This window comes from Flagellimonas sp. MMG031 (assembly GCF_040112705.1).
In the GTDB taxonomy this organism is placed as follows: domain Bacteria; phylum Bacteroidota; class Bacteroidia; order Flavobacteriales; family Flavobacteriaceae; genus Flagellimonas.
Genome location: NZ_CP157804.1, coordinates 3,742,767 through 3,760,074, shown reverse-complemented (window position 1 = coordinate 3,760,074; position 17,308 = coordinate 3,742,767). Strand labels below are relative to the sequence as shown.

General features: G+C 41.7%; 13 protein-coding genes and 1 tRNA gene. 10 read left to right on the top strand and 4 right to left on the bottom strand.

The genetic code is table 11. From position 1 onward, the window contains the following. Nucleotides 1–111: 111 nt before the first annotated feature. From ABNE31_RS17165 to ABNE31_RS17155, 3 genes are all read right to left on the bottom strand, one after another. On the bottom strand, nt 112–1,578 hold the full coding sequence (locus ABNE31_RS17165; protein WP_349351912.1) for a glutamate synthase subunit beta: 1,467 nt from the start codon (nt 1,576–1,578) through the stop codon (nt 112–114). An 8-nt stretch (nt 1,579–1,586) separates the two neighbouring features. Further along, a complete protein-coding gene (gene gltB / locus ABNE31_RS17160) occupies nt 1,587–6,092 on the bottom strand; it encodes a glutamate synthase large subunit (RefSeq protein WP_349353059.1) in 4,506 nt (1,501 codons plus the stop codon). A 308-nt stretch (nt 6,093–6,400) separates the two neighbouring features. After that, nucleotides 6,401–7,543, bottom strand: a complete 1,143-nt coding sequence (locus ABNE31_RS17155) for an acyl-CoA dehydrogenase (RefSeq protein WP_179384554.1) — start codon at nt 7,541–7,543, stop codon at nt 6,401–6,403. A 235-nt stretch (nt 7,544–7,778) separates the two neighbouring features. On the opposite strand from ABNE31_RS17155, the gene nhaD reads away from it, so the two are divergent. From nhaD to ABNE31_RS17105, 10 genes are all read left to right on the top strand, one after another. Continuing rightward, a complete protein-coding gene (gene nhaD, locus ABNE31_RS17150; RefSeq protein WP_349351911.1) occupies nt 7,779–9,164 on the top strand; it encodes a sodium:proton antiporter NhaD in 1,386 nt (461 codons plus the stop codon). Nucleotides 9,165–9,221: 57 nt separating this feature from the next. Further along, a complete protein-coding gene (locus ABNE31_RS17145) occupies nt 9,222–9,914 on the top strand; it encodes a MotA/TolQ/ExbB proton channel family protein (RefSeq protein ID WP_127140661.1) in 693 nt (230 codons plus the stop codon). A 10-nt stretch (nt 9,915–9,924) separates the two neighbouring features. Continuing rightward, nucleotides 9,925–10,311: a biopolymer transporter ExbD gene (locus ABNE31_RS17140; protein ID WP_127140660.1), complete on the top strand. Its 387-nt coding sequence runs from the start codon at nt 9,925–9,927 to the stop codon at nt 10,309–10,311. Further along, nucleotides 10,311–11,198 carry an energy transducer TonB gene (locus ABNE31_RS17135; protein WP_349351910.1) on the top strand — a complete coding sequence of 296 codons (888 nt, stop codon included), beginning with the start codon at nt 10,311–10,313 and terminating at the stop codon, nt 11,196–11,198. Before ABNE31_RS17140 ends, ABNE31_RS17135 begins: the two co-directional genes overlap by 1 nt. Next, the gene (locus tag ABNE31_RS17130) at nt 11,198–12,409 is read left to right on the top strand and encodes a folylpolyglutamate synthase/dihydrofolate synthase family protein (protein ID WP_349351909.1); all 1,212 of its coding nucleotides are present in this window, start codon (nt 11,198–11,200) and stop codon (nt 12,407–12,409) included. Before ABNE31_RS17135 ends, ABNE31_RS17130 begins: the two co-directional genes overlap by 1 nt. 71 nt (nt 12,410–12,480) lie before the next feature. Further along, a tRNA-Val gene (locus ABNE31_RS17125) sits at nt 12,481–12,555 on the top strand. Nucleotides 12,556–13,281: 726 nt separating this feature from the next. After that, a complete protein-coding gene (locus ABNE31_RS17120; RefSeq protein WP_349351908.1) occupies nt 13,282–14,490 on the top strand; it encodes a hypothetical protein in 1,209 nt (402 codons plus the stop codon). Nucleotides 14,491–14,659: 169 nt separating this feature from the next. Beyond that, complete coding sequence (locus ABNE31_RS17115) at nt 14,660–14,902, top strand: type II toxin-antitoxin system ParD family antitoxin (RefSeq protein WP_349351907.1); 243 nt, start codon at nt 14,660–14,662, stop codon at nt 14,900–14,902. Further along, entirely contained in the window at nt 14,889–15,182 is a 294-nt protein-coding gene (locus ABNE31_RS17110) for a type II toxin-antitoxin system RelE/ParE family toxin (protein WP_349351906.1), read from the top strand. Before ABNE31_RS17115 ends, ABNE31_RS17110 begins: the two co-directional genes overlap by 14 nt. 92 nt (nt 15,183–15,274) lie before the next feature. After that, complete coding sequence (locus ABNE31_RS17105; protein WP_349351905.1) at nt 15,275–16,033, top strand: DUF6090 family protein; 759 nt, start codon at nt 15,275–15,277, stop codon at nt 16,031–16,033. A 142-nt stretch (nt 16,034–16,175) separates the two neighbouring features. On the opposite strand, the gene ABNE31_RS17100 is transcribed toward ABNE31_RS17105, so the two are convergent. Beyond that, a complete protein-coding gene (locus ABNE31_RS17100) occupies nt 16,176–17,294 on the bottom strand; it encodes a PepSY-associated TM helix domain-containing protein (RefSeq protein ID WP_349351904.1) in 1,119 nt (372 codons plus the stop codon). Nucleotides 17,295–17,308: the final 14 nt, after the last annotated feature.

The window sequence follows — 17,308 nt, the reverse complement described above, 5'->3', positions numbered from 1 at the left end:
GGATTCTTAGCATTTAGATCCAACAAGGGACCGTTATCAGCCCATAAAAAAACTCCTCGCAGCACAAGGCCTTGAGGAGTTAGCAAGTTTAGTTGAGATTTATGTGAGTGTTTACACTCGGGGTAAATCACCTTCCCCTTTTAACGGTAAATCGGATGTTCCCATAAGGTATTTGTCCACGTAGTGAGCCGCTTGCCGTCCCTCGGAAATGGCCCAAACAATTAAGGATTGCCCTCTTCTTTGGTCACCGGCCACAAATACGCCGGGAACATTGGTTTTATAATCTGCCGCAGAAGCCTTAATATTGGTTCGTGCATCCATTTCAAGATGAAGTTGGTCGGCTATGGTAGTTTCAGAACCTGTGAAGCCCAAAGCCAATAGCACCAAATCGCACTCCCATTCTTTTTCTGTGCCTTCTACTTCTTTCAATACAGGTCTTTGACCTGGTTGCTTGATCCATTCCACTTCTGCAGTTACCAAGCTTTTCAAATTGCCATCATTATCGGTATTGAATCTTTTGGTAGAAATGCTAAATACACGGTCAGCTCCTTCTTTGTGAGACGAACTGGTTCGTAAACGCATTGGCCAAAAGGGCCAAGGCTGTCCCTCTGGCCGTTCGGTAGTTCCTTTCGGCATAATTTCAAAATTGGTCACAGAAATGGCACCTTGTCTAATGGAAGTTCCGATACAATCCGAACCTGTGTCACCACCGCCAATTACGATGACTTTTTTGTCTTTTGCAGAGATTTCTTCTCCTTGATACGGTATTCCGTCCACTTTTCGATTGTTCTGCGGTAAAAAATCCATGGCTTGTATCACTCCCTTGGCATCGGAGCCGGGAATGGGAAGGCTGCGCCTTACCGTGGCCCCACCACAAAGAACAATAGAATCGTAGTCTTGTTGAAGTTGTTCCGCTGTAACATCCACACCGACATGAATGCCTGTTTTGAACTCAATGCCTTCTTGTTCCATGATTTCCAATCGTCGGTCGATAATACTTTTCTCCATTTTAAAATCAGGAATCCCATAACGTAGCAAGCCACCCGGTTTCTCATCCCTTTCGAATACAGTAACATTATGACCTGCACGGTTCAATTGTTGCGCTGCCGCCAATCCTGCCGGTCCAGAACCTACTACGGCCACTTTTTTGTCCGTTCGTTTTACAGGGATAATGGGTTTAACCCAACCGTTTTTGAATGCGGTCTCTACAATGTTCTTTTCGATATTCTCAATGGATACCGGGTCTTCATTGATGCCCAATACGCACGATTCTTCACAGGGAGCGGGACACAACCTACCGGTGAATTCCGGGAAATTATTGGTGGAGTGCAGTATCTCAGCGGCTTGCTGCCATTTGCCTTTGTAAACGGCGTCGTTAAAATCGGGGATTAGGTTTCCCAGCGGACAGCCACTATGGCAAAATGGGATACCACAATCCATGCAGCGAGCCCCTTGATCTTTTAATTCGGACTCTTTTAGAGGTTTGGTAAACTCCTTATAGTTTTTGATGCGTTCTTCGACAGGGGCATATGCTTCATCCTTTCTGTCAAATTCCATAAATCCTGTAATCTTTCCCATGTCTCCAATTATAAGGTTTGCAATTTTTCTTCTTCCAATCGTATCAGTGCTTGTCGGAATTCTTCCGGGAACACTTTTATGAATTTAGGAAGGCAATTTTCCCAATCTTCAAGAATACGCTGTGCCAATGGACTTAAGGTCGCGTTGTAATGGTTCTCTATCAGGTCTTTCAGTTGTTGGATATCGTTATCCTCATCAACCGGAAGCAGATTCAAGTGATCTCCGTTGCAGTTACTTCTAAAGGAATTGTCTTTATCAAATACATAAGCAATTCCACCGCTCATTCCGGCACCAAAATTTCTTCCTACGGAACCTAAGATCACAGCAACACCACCCGTCATATATTCGCAACCGTGGTCACCGATTCCTTCCACGACCGCTTTGGCCCCGGAGTTTCTCACACAGAAGCGTTCTCCCGCTTTACCGTTGATGTATGCCTCGCCCGAGGTGGCACCATAAAGGGTCACATTTCCAGTAATTACATTTTCTTCGGGTTTTATGGTTGATTTGAACGGAACTTTAATGACCAATTTTGCTCCAGAAAGTCCCTTCCCAAGATAGTCGTTGGTGTTTCCGTTAACCACCATGGTAAGTCCTTTGGTAGCAAACGCACCAAAGCTCTGGCCGGCAGAACCGGTAAAATTCAGTTTCAGGGTGTTTTCCGGTAATCCTTCCTCCCCATAGATTTTTGAGATTTCATTGCTGATAATGGCACCAACGGCCCTATCTGTATTTTTGATGGGGAAGTCCAATGTGGTTTTCTCCTTACGGAAAAGAGCAGGGTGTGCCTTTCCAATGATATCAAACTCTATGGATTTACTGATGTCGTGTACCTGCTTTTCTGTATTGTACAGTTTTGTTCCTTCGGGAACGTCGATACGGTACAGAATGGGAGTAAGGTCAATTCCAGCGGCCTTATAGTGTTCAATGGCTTTTTTACGGTCCAGTTTTTGCACTTGGCCTACCATCTCGTTCAACGTCCTAAAGCCTAGTTTGGCCATGATCTCACGCAATTCTTGAGCTACGAAGTACATATAGTTGACCACGTGTTCTGGCTTACCTTCAAACTTTTTACGCAGCTCAGGGTTCTGGGTTGCAATTCCTACGGGGCAGGTATTTAAATGGCAAACACGCATCATAATACAGCCCGAAGCTACGAGGGGCGCTGTGGCAAATCCAAATTCTTCAGCTCCCAACAAGCAGGCGATGGCTACATCCCTTCCCGTTTTTAATTGTCCGTCACATTCCAAAACCACTCTATTTCGCAAATCGTTCAGCACTAATGTTTGCTGCGCTTCGGCAATCCCTAGTTCCCAAGGTAGGCCAGCGTGCTTTAAGGAAGTCAATGGCGATGCCCCGGTACCTCCATCGAATCCGGAAATGAGTATAACATCGGCTTTTGCCTTGGCAACCCCGGCTGCTACCGTACCTACACCAACCTCTGAAACCAATTTGACGTTGATACGTGCATCACGGTTGGCGGATTTTAGGTCGTAGATCAATTGTGACAAATCTTCAATGGAATAAATGTCGTGGTGCGGGGGTGGGGAAATCAATCCTACGTAAGGGGTTGAATTTCGTGTTTTGGCAATCGCCGGATTGACTTTTGGTCCGGGCAATTGCCCACCCTCACCAGGTTTGGCCCCTTGGGCCATTTTTATCTGGATTTCCTGGGCGCTCGTCAAATAGTTGGAGGTGACCCCAAATCGACCCGATGCTACCTGTTTAATAGCACTGTTCTTCCAGTCGCCAGTTTGACTTTTATAGAAACGAGCCGAATCCTCCCCACCTTCACCTGAATTGCTCTTTCCTCCAATTCGGTTCATGGCAACCGCAAGATTTTCATGTGCTTCTTGACTAATACTTCCGTAGGACATCGCCCCCGTTTTGAACCTTTTGACGATTTCCGTCCAAGGTTCCACTTCTTCAATGGGAATGGGATCGTAGTTCGAAAAATCGAACAGTCCACGGATGGTCATTAGGTTTTTGGATTGCTCATTGACCAATTTGGAATACTCCTTATAAGTTTCCGGCTCGTTGTTGCGTACCGATTTTTGAAGCATGGCGACACTTAATGGATTGAACATGTGCTTCTCACCATTTCTTCTCCAACGGTACTCTCCGCCCACCTCAAGATCGAGATTGGCTGCTATATCCTGCGATAGGAATGCTTTTTTATGGCGTTTGGTAACTTCTTTCTCTATTTCGTACAGTCCGATTCCCTGGATTCGGGTAGGGGTATTGGGGAAATATTTGTCCACCACGGTGGTGTTGATCCCAATGCACTCGAACAATTGGGAACCGCGGTATGAGTTAAGGGTGGAGATACCAATTTTGTTCATCACCTTTAGGATACCCTTACCTACGGCCTTGTTGTAATTTTTGACGGCTTCCTCAAAAGTGTAATCGGTGATATTGTTCTCTTCAATTTGTTCCCCAATAATCTCGTTGACCAAGTAAGGATTGATGGCACTTGCACCAAAACCAAAAAGGAGTGCGAAGTGGTGCACTTCCCGAGGCTCGGCCGATTCAATGATGATGCTCAATTTGGAGCGTTTGCCAAACTTACGCAGTCCGCTGTTCACATGCGAACAAGCCAAAAGAGCAGGAATCGCTGCCATTTCGGTGCTGACCATTCTATCCGATAGTATAATAATGTTGGCGTCATCATCAATGGCCTGTATGGCTTGTTGTAGGATGTTATCCAGTGCTTCTTCCAATCCATTGTGTCCTTTTTGGATTTCGTAGAGCATGGGAATGGAGACTACTTTATAGTCGGGACTGGCATCGTAGTTTTTGATTTTATCCAAATCTTCCTTGGAGATTACCGGGTTCTGGATTTTCAATTTACGGCAATGCAGTTCCGAAAAGTCGAAAATATTATGGTCGCTCCCCAAGGTCAGGCTAATATCGGTGATCAATTCCTCACGAATACCGTCCAAAGGCGGATTGGTTACCTGGGCAAAGAGTTGCTTAAAGTAATTGTAGATCAATTGAGGGCGTTCGGACAACACAGCAATGGGTGTATCCGACCCCATGGACCCAATAGGTTCTTTCCCATTTTCGGCCATCGGCATTATAATGGTGTTGATATCCTCTTGGGTATAGCCAAAAGCAGTTCTTCTGGTTTTAAGCGGAAATTCGCCGAAGAATACGGGACAATCATTATATGGGATGTCTTTCAAATGCACCAAATTGTCCTTTAGCCATTTTTTATACGGATGTTTTTGGGCAATACGCTCCTTGATTTCTTCATCGTTCACGATTCTGCCTTCTTCCATGTTTACCAAGAACATTTTACCGGGCTCCAACCTTCCATGGAATTCAATATCTTCTGGCTCTAGCTCTACCACCCCTGTTTCTGAGGACATGATGACATAGCCTTTTTTGGTCACGGAGTATCTTGATGGACGAAGACCGTTTCTATCCAGCACCGCACCGATGTAGTTGCCATCGGTAAATGGAATGGAAGCGGGTCCGTCCCATGGCTCCATCAGACAGGAGTTATATTCGTAAAAGGCGCGCTTGGCCTCGGACATATCAGGGTTCTTCTCCCAAGCTTCTGGTACGAGCATCATCATCACTTCGGGTAACGAACGCCCGGTCATCAACAATAACTCCACCACCATGTCCATGCTGGCGGAATCTGATTTTCCGGGCAGCACCACGGGAAGAATCTTTTTGATGTCCTCGCCGAACCATTCACTTTCCATCAATTCCTCACGGGAGCGCATGCGTGAGACATTTCCCCGTAGGGTGTTGATTTCTCCATTGTGGCACATATATCTAAAAGGTTGTGCCAAATCCCAGTTTGGGAAGGTGTTGGTGGAAAATCGTTGGTGCACCAAAGCCAATCGGGTCACTACCCTTGGGTCCAACAGGTCTTCGTAATACCTGCTGATGTCCTTGGGAACCAGTAGTCCTTTAAAAATGATGATTTTTGTGGATAAACTGGGAAGGTAGAAAAATTCACTTTCCGACAGTTTACTATTGATAATGGTATGCTCGGTGATTTTCCGCGCAATGAAAAGCTTGAGATTAAATTGGAATTCATCCAAATCCTCACTTTTTCCAACAAAGACTTGCATCACGTAGGGCTCGGTTTCCGCGGCAATTCTTCCGGGAACGGAACGATTGACGGGTACGTGTCGCCATCCTAACAGTTGAAGCCCTTGTTTGGCGATGTTTTCCTCAAAAACTTTGATGCAGAAATCGCGCTGGTTTTCTTTTTGTGGTAGAAATACGTTTCCTACGGCATATTCCCCAGCTTCGGGTAGGTCAAATGCACACGCATCCTTAAAAAAGGCATGGGGGATATCGATAAGAATACCTGCACCATCACCAGTTTTACCATCTGCGCTTACAGCCCCACGGTGTTCCAATTTATCGAGAATCTCTAGGGCCTTATGTATGATGTCATTCGATTTGATGCCCTTTAGGCTACAAATAAAGCCCGCACCGCAATTGTCATGTTCAAATTCTGGTAGATATAAACCTTGTTTCTTCAATCCCATCATTAACGTATTTGCTCAAAAATATCAAAATCAATGAAGAAACAATAAGGTTTTAGTTGATTATCAGATAAATAATCAACGTTATTTCATAAAGGTTAAAAAATATTCAATTTAGGAAATATGGGAAACCTAAATTATCATTCTCTCAAATTCGCCGTTCAAATGAAGGTCTTCCCTTTTCGATGTGATGGGGGTATGGTTCTTTTTTAGAATTTCAAGGAAGATGTCAACCAAAAAATAGGGTCGAGTTGACGAATGGGCAGTATTGATAAAAAACAACCCCCTCTTTTGGGAGGGGGTATTGATTTTTAATCGGCAATAATACTTCTGGAAATAACAATTTTCTGTATTTCAGAAGTGCCTTCGTATATCTGGGTTATTTTTGCGTCACGCATCAATCGCTCTACATGGTAATCCTTTACGTAGCCATTACCTCCGTGTATCTGCACGGCTTCGATAGCGGTTTCCATGGCAACTTCAGAAGCATAAAGCTTGGCCATTGCACCAGAAAGCGTATAATCGTTCCCATTGTCTTTGTCCCAAGCGGATTGATACACCAAATGGCGGGCCGCCTGAATTTTGGTATGCATGTCTGCCAGTTTAAAGGCAATGGCCTGGTGATTGGCAATCTCAGTACCAAATGCTTTCCGTTCTTTGGCATATTTTAGGGCCAATTCGTAGGCTCCCGCTGCAATTCCAAGGGCTTGTGCGGCAATGCCTATTCGTCCTCCGGCCAAGGTTTTCATGGCAAACTTAAAGCCAAAGCCGTCTTCTCCGATTCGGTTTTCCTTGGGTACTTTAACATCATTGAACATAAGGGAATGGGTATCGCTGCCTCGGATTCCCAATTTGTTTTCCTTGGGGCCGATATCAAAACCTTCCATGCCTTTCTCAACAATCAGGGCATTTATGCCACGATGTCCCTTGTCCCGGTCCGTTTGGGCGATAACCAAGTAAACTTCTGCAATGTTACCATTGGTAATCCAGTTTTTGGTTCCGTTTAGTATATAATGGTCGCCTTTGTCGATGGCCGTTGTTTTTTGTGATGTGGCATCGCTTCCCGCTTCGGGTTCCGATAGACAGAATGCCCCGATGATTTCTCCAGTGGCCAAACGGGTCAGGTATTTTTGTTTTTGTTCTTCAGTTCCATAGGTTTCGAGTCCCCAACACACCAAAGAATTGTTTACCGATACCATAACGGAGGCGGAGGCATCAATTTTGGATAGTTCTTCCATGGCCAGCACGTAGGAGAGGGTGCCAAGACCGCTTCCTCCATATTTTTCGTTGACCATCATCCCCATAAAACCTAATTCTCCCATTTTTTGGACAAGTTCCCAAGGAAAAGTTTGGGTTTCGTCGCGTTCAATGACACCTGGCAAAAGTTCATTTTGGGCAAAATCTTTGGCCGCTTGTTGTATCATTAACTGTTCTTCGGAAAGTGTGAAATCCATAAAACTGAATAATATTTAAAAACTACCTACAAATATACTCTTCCGATGTCAAATTTCTATGTATTGATGTCGATAAATGCGAATGTTTGAATTTTAAGAGAATGTTTTGACTTCGAAATTATCGGTTTCACATATTTTTATACCAATTAGATTATGCGGAAAAATTCATTTTGAATATCTTTAGCCGCACAGATAACTGCTCAAAACATAATTCCTTAATTAAACCAAACTTAACATGGAAACCCTTTTAGTTGTCATTTTTGTAATTGGATATTTGGCAATTACCCTCGAACATAATTTAAAAATAGACAAATTGATTCCTGCTTTGGCCATGATGGCCATACTGTGGGCGTTGATGGCTTTCGGGATAGACGGCTTCAGTACGTGGTTCGATTCTGGCAATCACTCCCTGTTGGAAAACTTTGGAGCCTTTGGTCACGAAGAGAAAATGGAATTGATGGAGGAGACCCTTTTGCACCATTTGGGAAAGACTTCCGAAATTTTGGTGTTCCTGTTGGGTGCCATGACCATTGTTGAAATCATTGATTACTTTGATGGATTTGCTACCATAAAATCATTTGTAAAAACAAGGAGCAAGAAAAAAATCCTTTGGATTTTCTCTTTCTTGGCTTTTATCCTTTCTGCGATCATTGACAACCTTACTGCGACCATCGTGCTTATTTCCATTCTTCAAAAGATAGTGAAGGACCGGGAAGTGCGAATCTGGTACGCCGGTCTGATTATTATTGCCGCTAATGCTGGTGGTGCGTGGTCGCCTATCGGTGATGTTACCACGACCATGTTGTGGATCGGGGATAAAGTTTCTACGGCCATGCTCATCGAACATTTGCTAATACCATCATTGGTCTGTATGCTCATCCCATCTTTCATCGCCTCCTTTTTGCCCGCCTTTAAAGGAGAGATAGATATGGAAGAAGAAGATGGCGCTCAATCAAAATTTGGACCTAGAATGCTCTATTTGGGTCTTGGGGCGATCGTTTTTGTACCCATTTTTAAAACCGTGACCCACTTGCCGCCCTATGTAGGAATGATGTTATCTTTGGCTGTAGTCGCAACATTTGCAGAAATCTATAGTAATAAGAAAATCGCTATTTCCAGTTTGGATCAAGAAAGCGATGCCCACGCCTCCCACAGTCCGGTGCATAGCGCGTTGACCAAAATTGAATTGCCCAGTATTTTGTTCTTCTTGGGTATTTTGATGGCAGTTGCTGCCTTGGAGTCCTTGGGGCTTCTGTTTAACTTCGCCGAAGGATTGAAGCAAGGTATGCCGTTGATTGGAACCGAGATGGCTGGAACAAGGGTTTCAGATTTGGTTGTGATTCTTTTAGGTGTAGGTTCTGCCGTTATCGATAACGTACCTTTGGTAGCAGCAAGTTTGGGAATGTTCTCCGAACCCATGGATGATCAACTGTGGCACTTTATCGCTTACTCCGCTGGAACAGGTGGAAGTATGTTGATTATCGGTTCTGCGGCTGGTGTTGTTGCTATGGGAATGGAGAAAATTGATTTCTTCTGGTACCTCAAAAAAATATCGTGGTTGGCCTTTGTAGGTTTTATCGCTGGAGCAATTTGCTACATGGGTATGCGATATTTGTTCTAAAAGATACTTTAGTTCAAAAATCTCCGTTATACTTGCATAATAAATTGGGGATTTTATATGAATATTTTTCAAGAAGTAACGGAAGGTGCTGAAGCAGCTGCTTCAATTTCCGAGGAAAAAACCTTGTCCGTAATCGACCTTATCGTAAATGGAGGAACAGGAAGCGTTATCATTATCATGGTGCTTTTTGTTCTTCTTTTTGTTGCTATGTACATCTATTTTGAACGGATTTTTGCCATAAAGGCGGCCTCCAAGATAGATAAGAATTTCATGAACCAGATTCGTGACCATATCAGCAATGGTAAACTGGAAGCTGCCACCTTGTTGTGTGCCCAAACGGATTCTCCCGTAGCGCGACTCATCGAAAAAGGGGTGGCGCGAATAGGCAAGCCTTTGGACGACATCAACACCTCTATCGAAAATGCAGGTACCCTCGAGGTGTACAAACTCGAAAAGAATGTGAGTGTTCTGGCCACCGTGGCAGGCGCTGCACCCATGATTGGTTTCTTGGGAACCGTTATCGGTATGATCTTGGCGTTCCACGAGATGGCAAGTAGCGGAGGACAAGCCGAAATGGGCTCTCTGGCATCCGGTATTTACACCGCCATGACCACGACAGTAGCAGGTCTTATCGTGGGTATCATCGCCTATATCGGCTATAACCACTTGGTGAATCGAACCGACAAGGTAGTGCACCAAATGGAAGCCAATGCGGTGGAGTTCCTGGATTTGTTGAACGAACCTATATAAACCCTCTGCCATGAAACTAAAGGGAAGAAATAAGATAAGCCCTGAATTCAGCATGTCGTCCATGACGGACATTGTGTTCCTGTTGTTGGTGTTTTTCATGCTGACCTCCAATGCTCCAAATGCGTTGGATTTGTTGTTGCCAAAGGCAAAGGGCAAATCGACCAATACACAGAATGTTTCGGTGACCATCAATAAAGACCTGCAATATTTTGTGAACAACGAGCAGATCAACAAAGAATACATTGAAATTGAATTAAAAAAGGCACTTGAAGGTCAAGAAAAGCCTACCATCATCCTAAGGGCAGAAGAAAACGTTGCCATCAAAGAAGCGGTCAACGTTATGGATATTGCCAACAGGAACAGTTACAAGGTTATCTTGGCAGTGCGGCCAAAATAATGTCCTTTTTAGATACGAGACACAAGAAAAAATCCTTTACGCTCACCACACTTTTGTTGAGCGCATTGCTGCTATTGCTTTTTTATATTGGATTGACCTATCTCGACCCACCCATTGAAAATGGTATCGCCGTTAATTTCGGTACCATGGAATTTGGAAGTGGTGAGGTGCAGCCCATAGAAAGGGTACGTTCCGAACCTAGGGAAGTGGAAAGGCAGCCTGAGGAGCCTCAAGAGCAAGTAGAGCCTGTGCAGCCTGAGCAAACGGTTGTGGAAGAGGCACCCGTGGAAGAGGTACTTACCAGCAACGATGAGGAGACCATCAAAATAAAACAACGAGAGGAAGCCCAGCGAAAAGCTGAAGAAGAGGCCAAAAAAGCCAAGGCCGAAGCGGAACGTATTGCCCGTGAAAAACGGGAAGCCGAGGAACGCAAACGACGAGAACAGGAGGCCAAAAAGAAAAGCGTTGATGCCTTGATCGGGGGAATTGGAAAATCGGAAGGAACCACAACAGGCAGCGAAGGCGACGATGACAAAGCCGGGGATAAGGGCCGGCCTGATGGCGACCCATACGCCACTTCGTACTACGGCGCGCCGGGCAGTGGTAGTGGTACTGGTGGTTACGGCCTTAATGGTCGGTCGTTGGCCAACCAAGGAAAAGTACGACAGGAATGCAATGAGGAAGGTAGAGTAGTGGTTAGGATTGTGGTGGATAGAAATGGAAAGGTAATCCAAGCTCAGCCGGGAGTAAAGGGGACCACCAATAATGCGCCATGCCTTTTGGAACCTGCCCGTAAAACGGCGCTTCTTCACCGTTGGAATTCCGATGCGAATGCACCGGCCCAGCAAATCGGATTTGTGGTCGTCAACTTTAAATTGGGACAGTAGTGACCTATAAGGAGACGTTGAACTGGATGTTCGGACAGCTTCCGATGTACCAGCAAAAAGGTGCCGCAGCCTTGAACGCGAAGTTGGACAACATCATCCATTTTTGTAATGTACTGGATAATCCGCAGAGTAAATTCAAGAGTATCCATGTGGCGGGCACCAATGGAAAGGGGTCCAGCAGCCATATGTTGGCGTCCATTCTTCAGGAGGCCGGTTACAAGGTCGGACTTTATACTTCGCCCCACCTCAAGGATTTTAGGGAACGTATTAAAATCGATGGGGAGGTAGTCAGCAAAAAATTTGTAAGGGAGTTTATAGCGAAGTACCGATCCTTTTTTGAATACAACAAACTGTCGTTTTTTGAAATGACCGTTGGGATGGCGTTCAGCTATTTTGAAGAGGAAAAGGTGGACATTGCAGTAATTGAGGTCGGGTTGGGCGGCCGTTTGGACTCTACCAATATCATTACGCCCGAAGTGGCGCTCATTACCAACATAGGAATGGACCATACTCAGTTTTTGGGGGATACCTTGGAAAAAATTGCGTTGGAAAAGGCTGGGGTTATTAAATCAAATGTTCCCGTGGTAATCAGCGAAACCCAAGCTGAGACCAAAATGATCTTTAACCTGATTGCCCATCAGCTCAAATCCAATATTGTGTTTGCCGATGCGGAACCAGTCCTCGGGTACCAAACGGATTTGTTGGGCGATTATCAGCAAAGGAACATTAATGGTGTCGTTGCCTGTATCCATCAACTGAAAAATTTTGAAGTTCCGGAAGCGGCCATTTCAAAAGGCTTACAAAATGTGGTAAAGAACACCGGGCTCATGGGGAGATGGCAGGTGCTTCAACAGCATCCTTTAGTGGTTTGTGATACGGCCCATAACAAGGAAGGACTGCAATTGGTCCTGAAACAGGTGGAAAAACAGTCTTTTGAGAAACTCCATGTGGTCTTAGGTTTTGTGAAGGACAAGGATGTAAGGTCGGTACTGACCCTTTTTCCAAAAGATGCTCACTATTACTTTGTAAAGCCAGCCATCCCTCGCGGTATGGAAGCCGACCAACTAAGGGAACTAGCAGAAGAACAAGGACTTAAGGGGAAGGTTTGCAAGTCGGTAAGCAAGGGTTTGAAAAAGGCAATGAAAAATGCTAGCGAACAGGACATGGTCTATGTTGGGGGAAGTACTTTTGTTGTGGCTGAAGTAGTGTGATTTTTTTTCATCTTTTTATTTTTTAAATCAAAAACTGTGTTATATTTGCACTCCCATTTAGCAAATTGAATGGGCGCTTAGCTCAGTTGGTTCAGAGCACCTCGTTTACACCGAGGGGGTCGGGGGTTCGAATCCCTCAGCGCCCACCTAGTAAAAAACCTTCGATTTTTCGAAGGTTTTTTTGTTTTAAGACCTGGCCAAGGATTTTTTCTTTACTCTTTTAAGACTCGCTAATGATTCTCTTTCCTTTGTAGAAGCCCATATTGAGTTGATTTGTTAAAAATTGATTTTTATGGGCAATTCCATTTTGTTGAAAAAATAATGAAGTAACGGCATTTGTAGTGGCATTTGCCTCGCTCGGTAGTATTAGTTAAGGGGAAGCTTTCAGCGCGAAAACTTTGTTTTACTTGCTTTCTTATCGATTTCAGATTTTTGATTAGGTTTTTTAAAGGCGCCGTTTAATTGAACTTTCAGTATAAAACGAGTTAAGAGTTTACTTTTTCGGTACGCTTAATTGGCTTACCATTTAGATCTTTTTTTACCCTTAAGATGAAGTTTGGTTTATCATGACCAATTGACCACTATTCCATCCTTTTACCGAAAATTGAATTTTTAATAAATAGAAAATTCCTACATTTATAAAAATTAAAACAAACAATTCCGACAGTAACTTGTTATATGCATTTATACTCAAACAAGTTGACGTAAATAGCTCATGATATACCACCTTTCATTAAAGCCGAATTGAAAATTTAAATCAATAAAAATCTTAATGGCAGGAAATATAAGACCGAGTTGTGCCATGATTCGGATAGGCAACCACTATGTTTTTAGCTGAATATTCACCATAATCAATTAAATCTTTAAATCGAATGCGCAATACCATCCTTTTAACATGTATCTTCTTATTTTTCCAAACCATTCATTCCCAGTATGAAAATGGCTATATCGTAACCGCAAATGGGGAAAACAAATTTGGATTAATCAAAAACCAAAATTGGAACAATAACCCTGAAAGAATATACTTTAAAACAAATCCGGAAACACCTGAACAAGTTATAGAAATATCAAGACTCACCGAATTTGGCATAGGAAACGATATCAAGTTCGTAATTAGCCAAGTGGACTTGGATATGAGTTCAGATAAAATTGGTAACCTGACCAGAGATAAAAAGCCAATATTTGAAAAAAAATCCATAGCACTTAGAAAATTGATCGAGGGCACGATTTCTTTGTTTGAGTATCAATTTTCAAATGGAACTAGATATTATGTTAAAAAGGCGGATGGAGATTTTGAAGCATTGGTTTTTAAAAAGTATTTGGTGTCGGGAAATCGTGTTGGTATCAATGAGCACTATAAACAACAATTGAGTCTTTTGTTTTCTGATAAGAGTAGTGAACTGCAAAAGGATTTGGAACGATTGAGCTATTCAAGAAAATCACTCTCCAAAATAATCTCTAAGTACAACCTATTGAGCAATTCCAACAACATTAGTTACACCGAGAAAATAAGGAGTAAGGCCAAGTTGCACATTGCCGTATTCGGGGGTTTGGAACAAACCAGTGTGAGTTATCAATTTCCCAATGTTGCCACATTAAATCCTTCATTTGACGACATATCCAGATCAATATTGGGAGCAGAGTTGGAATTATTGGTGTTAAACAACAAATTGGGCATATTTTCTGGTTATAGTATCAAGTCAGAGGTTTCAGAATCTGTAGTCATCCAAACTTCAGTGGAAGACATTACGCAAACAGCTACGCTTTCTTTTAACAATAACACGGTCTTTTTTGGTGCTAGAGGCTATATTCCAACAGTTAAAAATTTAAATCTGGTTATTAATGCAGGGATTACAGTAGAAACTGTGAACAACTTTTCATTAACCTTTGATTTATCATTAATTGAGGAGAATTTTAAAAGGAATAGCGGATCAGAATTTTTTGGAATTGGATTAGAGTATAAAAAGGTGTTTGCAGAAGCCCGCTTTTTCAGTAACAGAATGTTCGCGGAAAATGTTTCGAACAGTGTTTCTGTTGACAATTCAAACGTGAATTTTAGGCTGGGATATAAAATACTTTGATATCAAACCCTATTAAGTAATGTCAAAAAACTATAGGTAAAGTTCAAATAAACGATAGTAGGCCAACCTATAAGCGAGGCGTATATTCTCACTTTAAATTTTTTAAAAAGAGCCGTATATATTATAAGTGGTGCGAAAAAGTGTTATATTGCATCACAAACACAGATTTATGGAAACAGTTAGAAAGTCAATCACTTTTACAAATCAACAAGATGGTTGGATAAAACTTAGGGTTCAATCAGGTGACTTTACCAATGATAGTGAATATATAAGGGATTTGGTAAGAAAGGACCGGGAAGAGAACATGAAACTCGCGGAACTTAAGGCCGCAATTGATGATGGATTGCAAAGTGGCAGAAGTAGTCTCAAAATAAGTGACATTATCACAAAAGTTGATAATGGGGAATTATAATTTATCTACCAGAGCCCAATATGACTTAGTTGGCATTTATAAATATGGTATAAAGTTTTTTGGTCCTCAACAGGCCTCCAAGTATTTGTTGAATTTGGGAAGTTTTTTAGAGGAACTCGCCGAACGCCCAGAGTTGGCCAAAGACGCATCGGCCATTTCCGGTTCTTTAAAATACTACAGTTATAAAGCTCATGTCATTTTCTACCAATTTGATAGTGCCAACGAAATTTTCATTGTTCGGGTGTTGGGCAAACGCATGAATTTTGTTGAGCATCTTTAAAGTTCAAATAAACGATTACATAATACAGCAGCAGGCCTTTTCAATATTTTACCAATGGTAAAAAACCATATCTTTAGAGAAACCAACCTCTGATGCTCAAGTTCTTTCGAAAAATCCGGCAAAATCTACTTTCAGAAGGAAAAACTGGTAAATATCTCAAGTATGCCTTTGGTGAAATAATACTTGTTGTGATAGGTATCTTGATTGCACTTCAAATCAATAATTGGAATGAAAACCGTAAGAACAGGCTACTCGAACAACAACTTCTCAAGGCATTGCTAATCGAATTCGAAACTAATTTGGTCAACTTGGATCAAGTAATAGGGTTCAACGATTCCAATATAAAAAATAGCATTAGTCTAGGTCAATATACGGGACCATCACTTCCTGAGTTCAATGAAAAGGAATTATCCGAACTAATGGTGGGCATCTTTAAAATTGAACCCAGATTTATGCCCTCACAGGGTACAGTTATGGAAGTGATTAATTCGGGCAAACTTTCAGTATTGTCTGATGCAAAACTACGCAAAGCTTTATCAGATTGGCAGTCTACTTTGGAAAGTGTCAAACGGCAGGAAGATTATGTAGTGGAAAGAAGAGATCTGGGGCATGAATTCTTTTTAAAACAGGGGAATTTTAGAAGGCACCTCAATATCATAAACGACCCCTTGCTGGATGCCAAACCAAGTCGTTTTAAAAATAATGACTTTACATTTCTTGAAAATGAGGAATTTGAAAGCCAACTATATTTATTCATTGTGGCATCGGAAAGTTTAAAGCAGTCTTTTTATTTGCCCTTAAGATCCAAAATCACTGATATCATCAAAGAGATAGAATCCCAGATTGACTAATTGGCCATTCTTAAAGTTCAAATAAACAATTGGTATTCTCTTCAACACAACTATTCAAAAAGTTTTAGACTTCCCTTGGGTAGAACTGTATTATTTTTCTTAAACTACTTCAGGTGATGTATGTACTAAACTTTAAAATTTTCTATTTTTTCTTTTTGTAGTTCCGTCCGTACCACAATAAAATTCCGGTTACTGGCAAGCTTGCAGTCAGTAAACTAACTAAGAATGCAATAATTTTCCCAGCAATTCCTCCAATTGCTCCTATGTGAATATCGTAATTCATCCGCTGAATTTTGTCTGCTACTTTTGCATCTTTATATTTTCCATAAATAGCTGTTGTTTCTATTTCTTGTAGAGTATTTTGGTCAAAAAAACGATAGTCAGAATCATAATATACTCCTTTACTATTAGAAACTTCTACGTAAATACTTTCTTCTGCTGTTTTTGGATAATGTAATTCAAAACTTTCTGCTTCCGGGTTTTCTTTTAATAGTTTTACAATCAAAAGATCCATTGGAATTATGTCTTCATTTGTTATTTTTTCACTTATGTTTTCTGGAATGACAAAAGCAGGAACTTTTTCTCCGCCCGTAGATTTGTAAACTACATATTTAAGCCAATTGTAAGACATCATTGACCCTGTAAAAGCTAATATTAGTGCGAGTGAACAAATGTAAAAGCCAACCACAGTGTGCAAATCAAAATTTTTACGTTTCCAACGTGTTGTTTTTTTCCAATCAAATTTTAGGCGTTGCTTAAGGTTTTTACGTTTTTTTGGTAACCATAGTATAAACCCTGAAATGATGATTACTATGAAAATCAAAATAGAAACTCCAACAACTTGTTCTCCAATTGATTTGGGTAACCAAAGTCGCATATGACCTTTTAGAATAAATGCAAAAAATCCTGACAGATGATTATCAACTTGAATCACTTCGCCAGAATATGGATTTAAGAAAACACTTTGATAGAATTCTGGTTCAGCATCATAGAAAATTACTTCAATTGCATCGTTTTCTTTTTTAAATAGAGTTCCGTGAACTGTGTTGTTTGGAAATATCTCTTTTGCTAATTCCTTTGCTTTTGTTGGTGTTAATATTGATTGATCTTGTGGTGTAACTTTTTTATAGTCATCATAAAGACTTTCAATTTCATCTTTAAACGCCCAACAACAACCGGTTATGGACACGATAAAAACAACTAAACCGGTTAATAAACCTAAATACTTATGTAATTGAAATATGAATTTCTTAGCTGACATTATTTTTAGTTTAA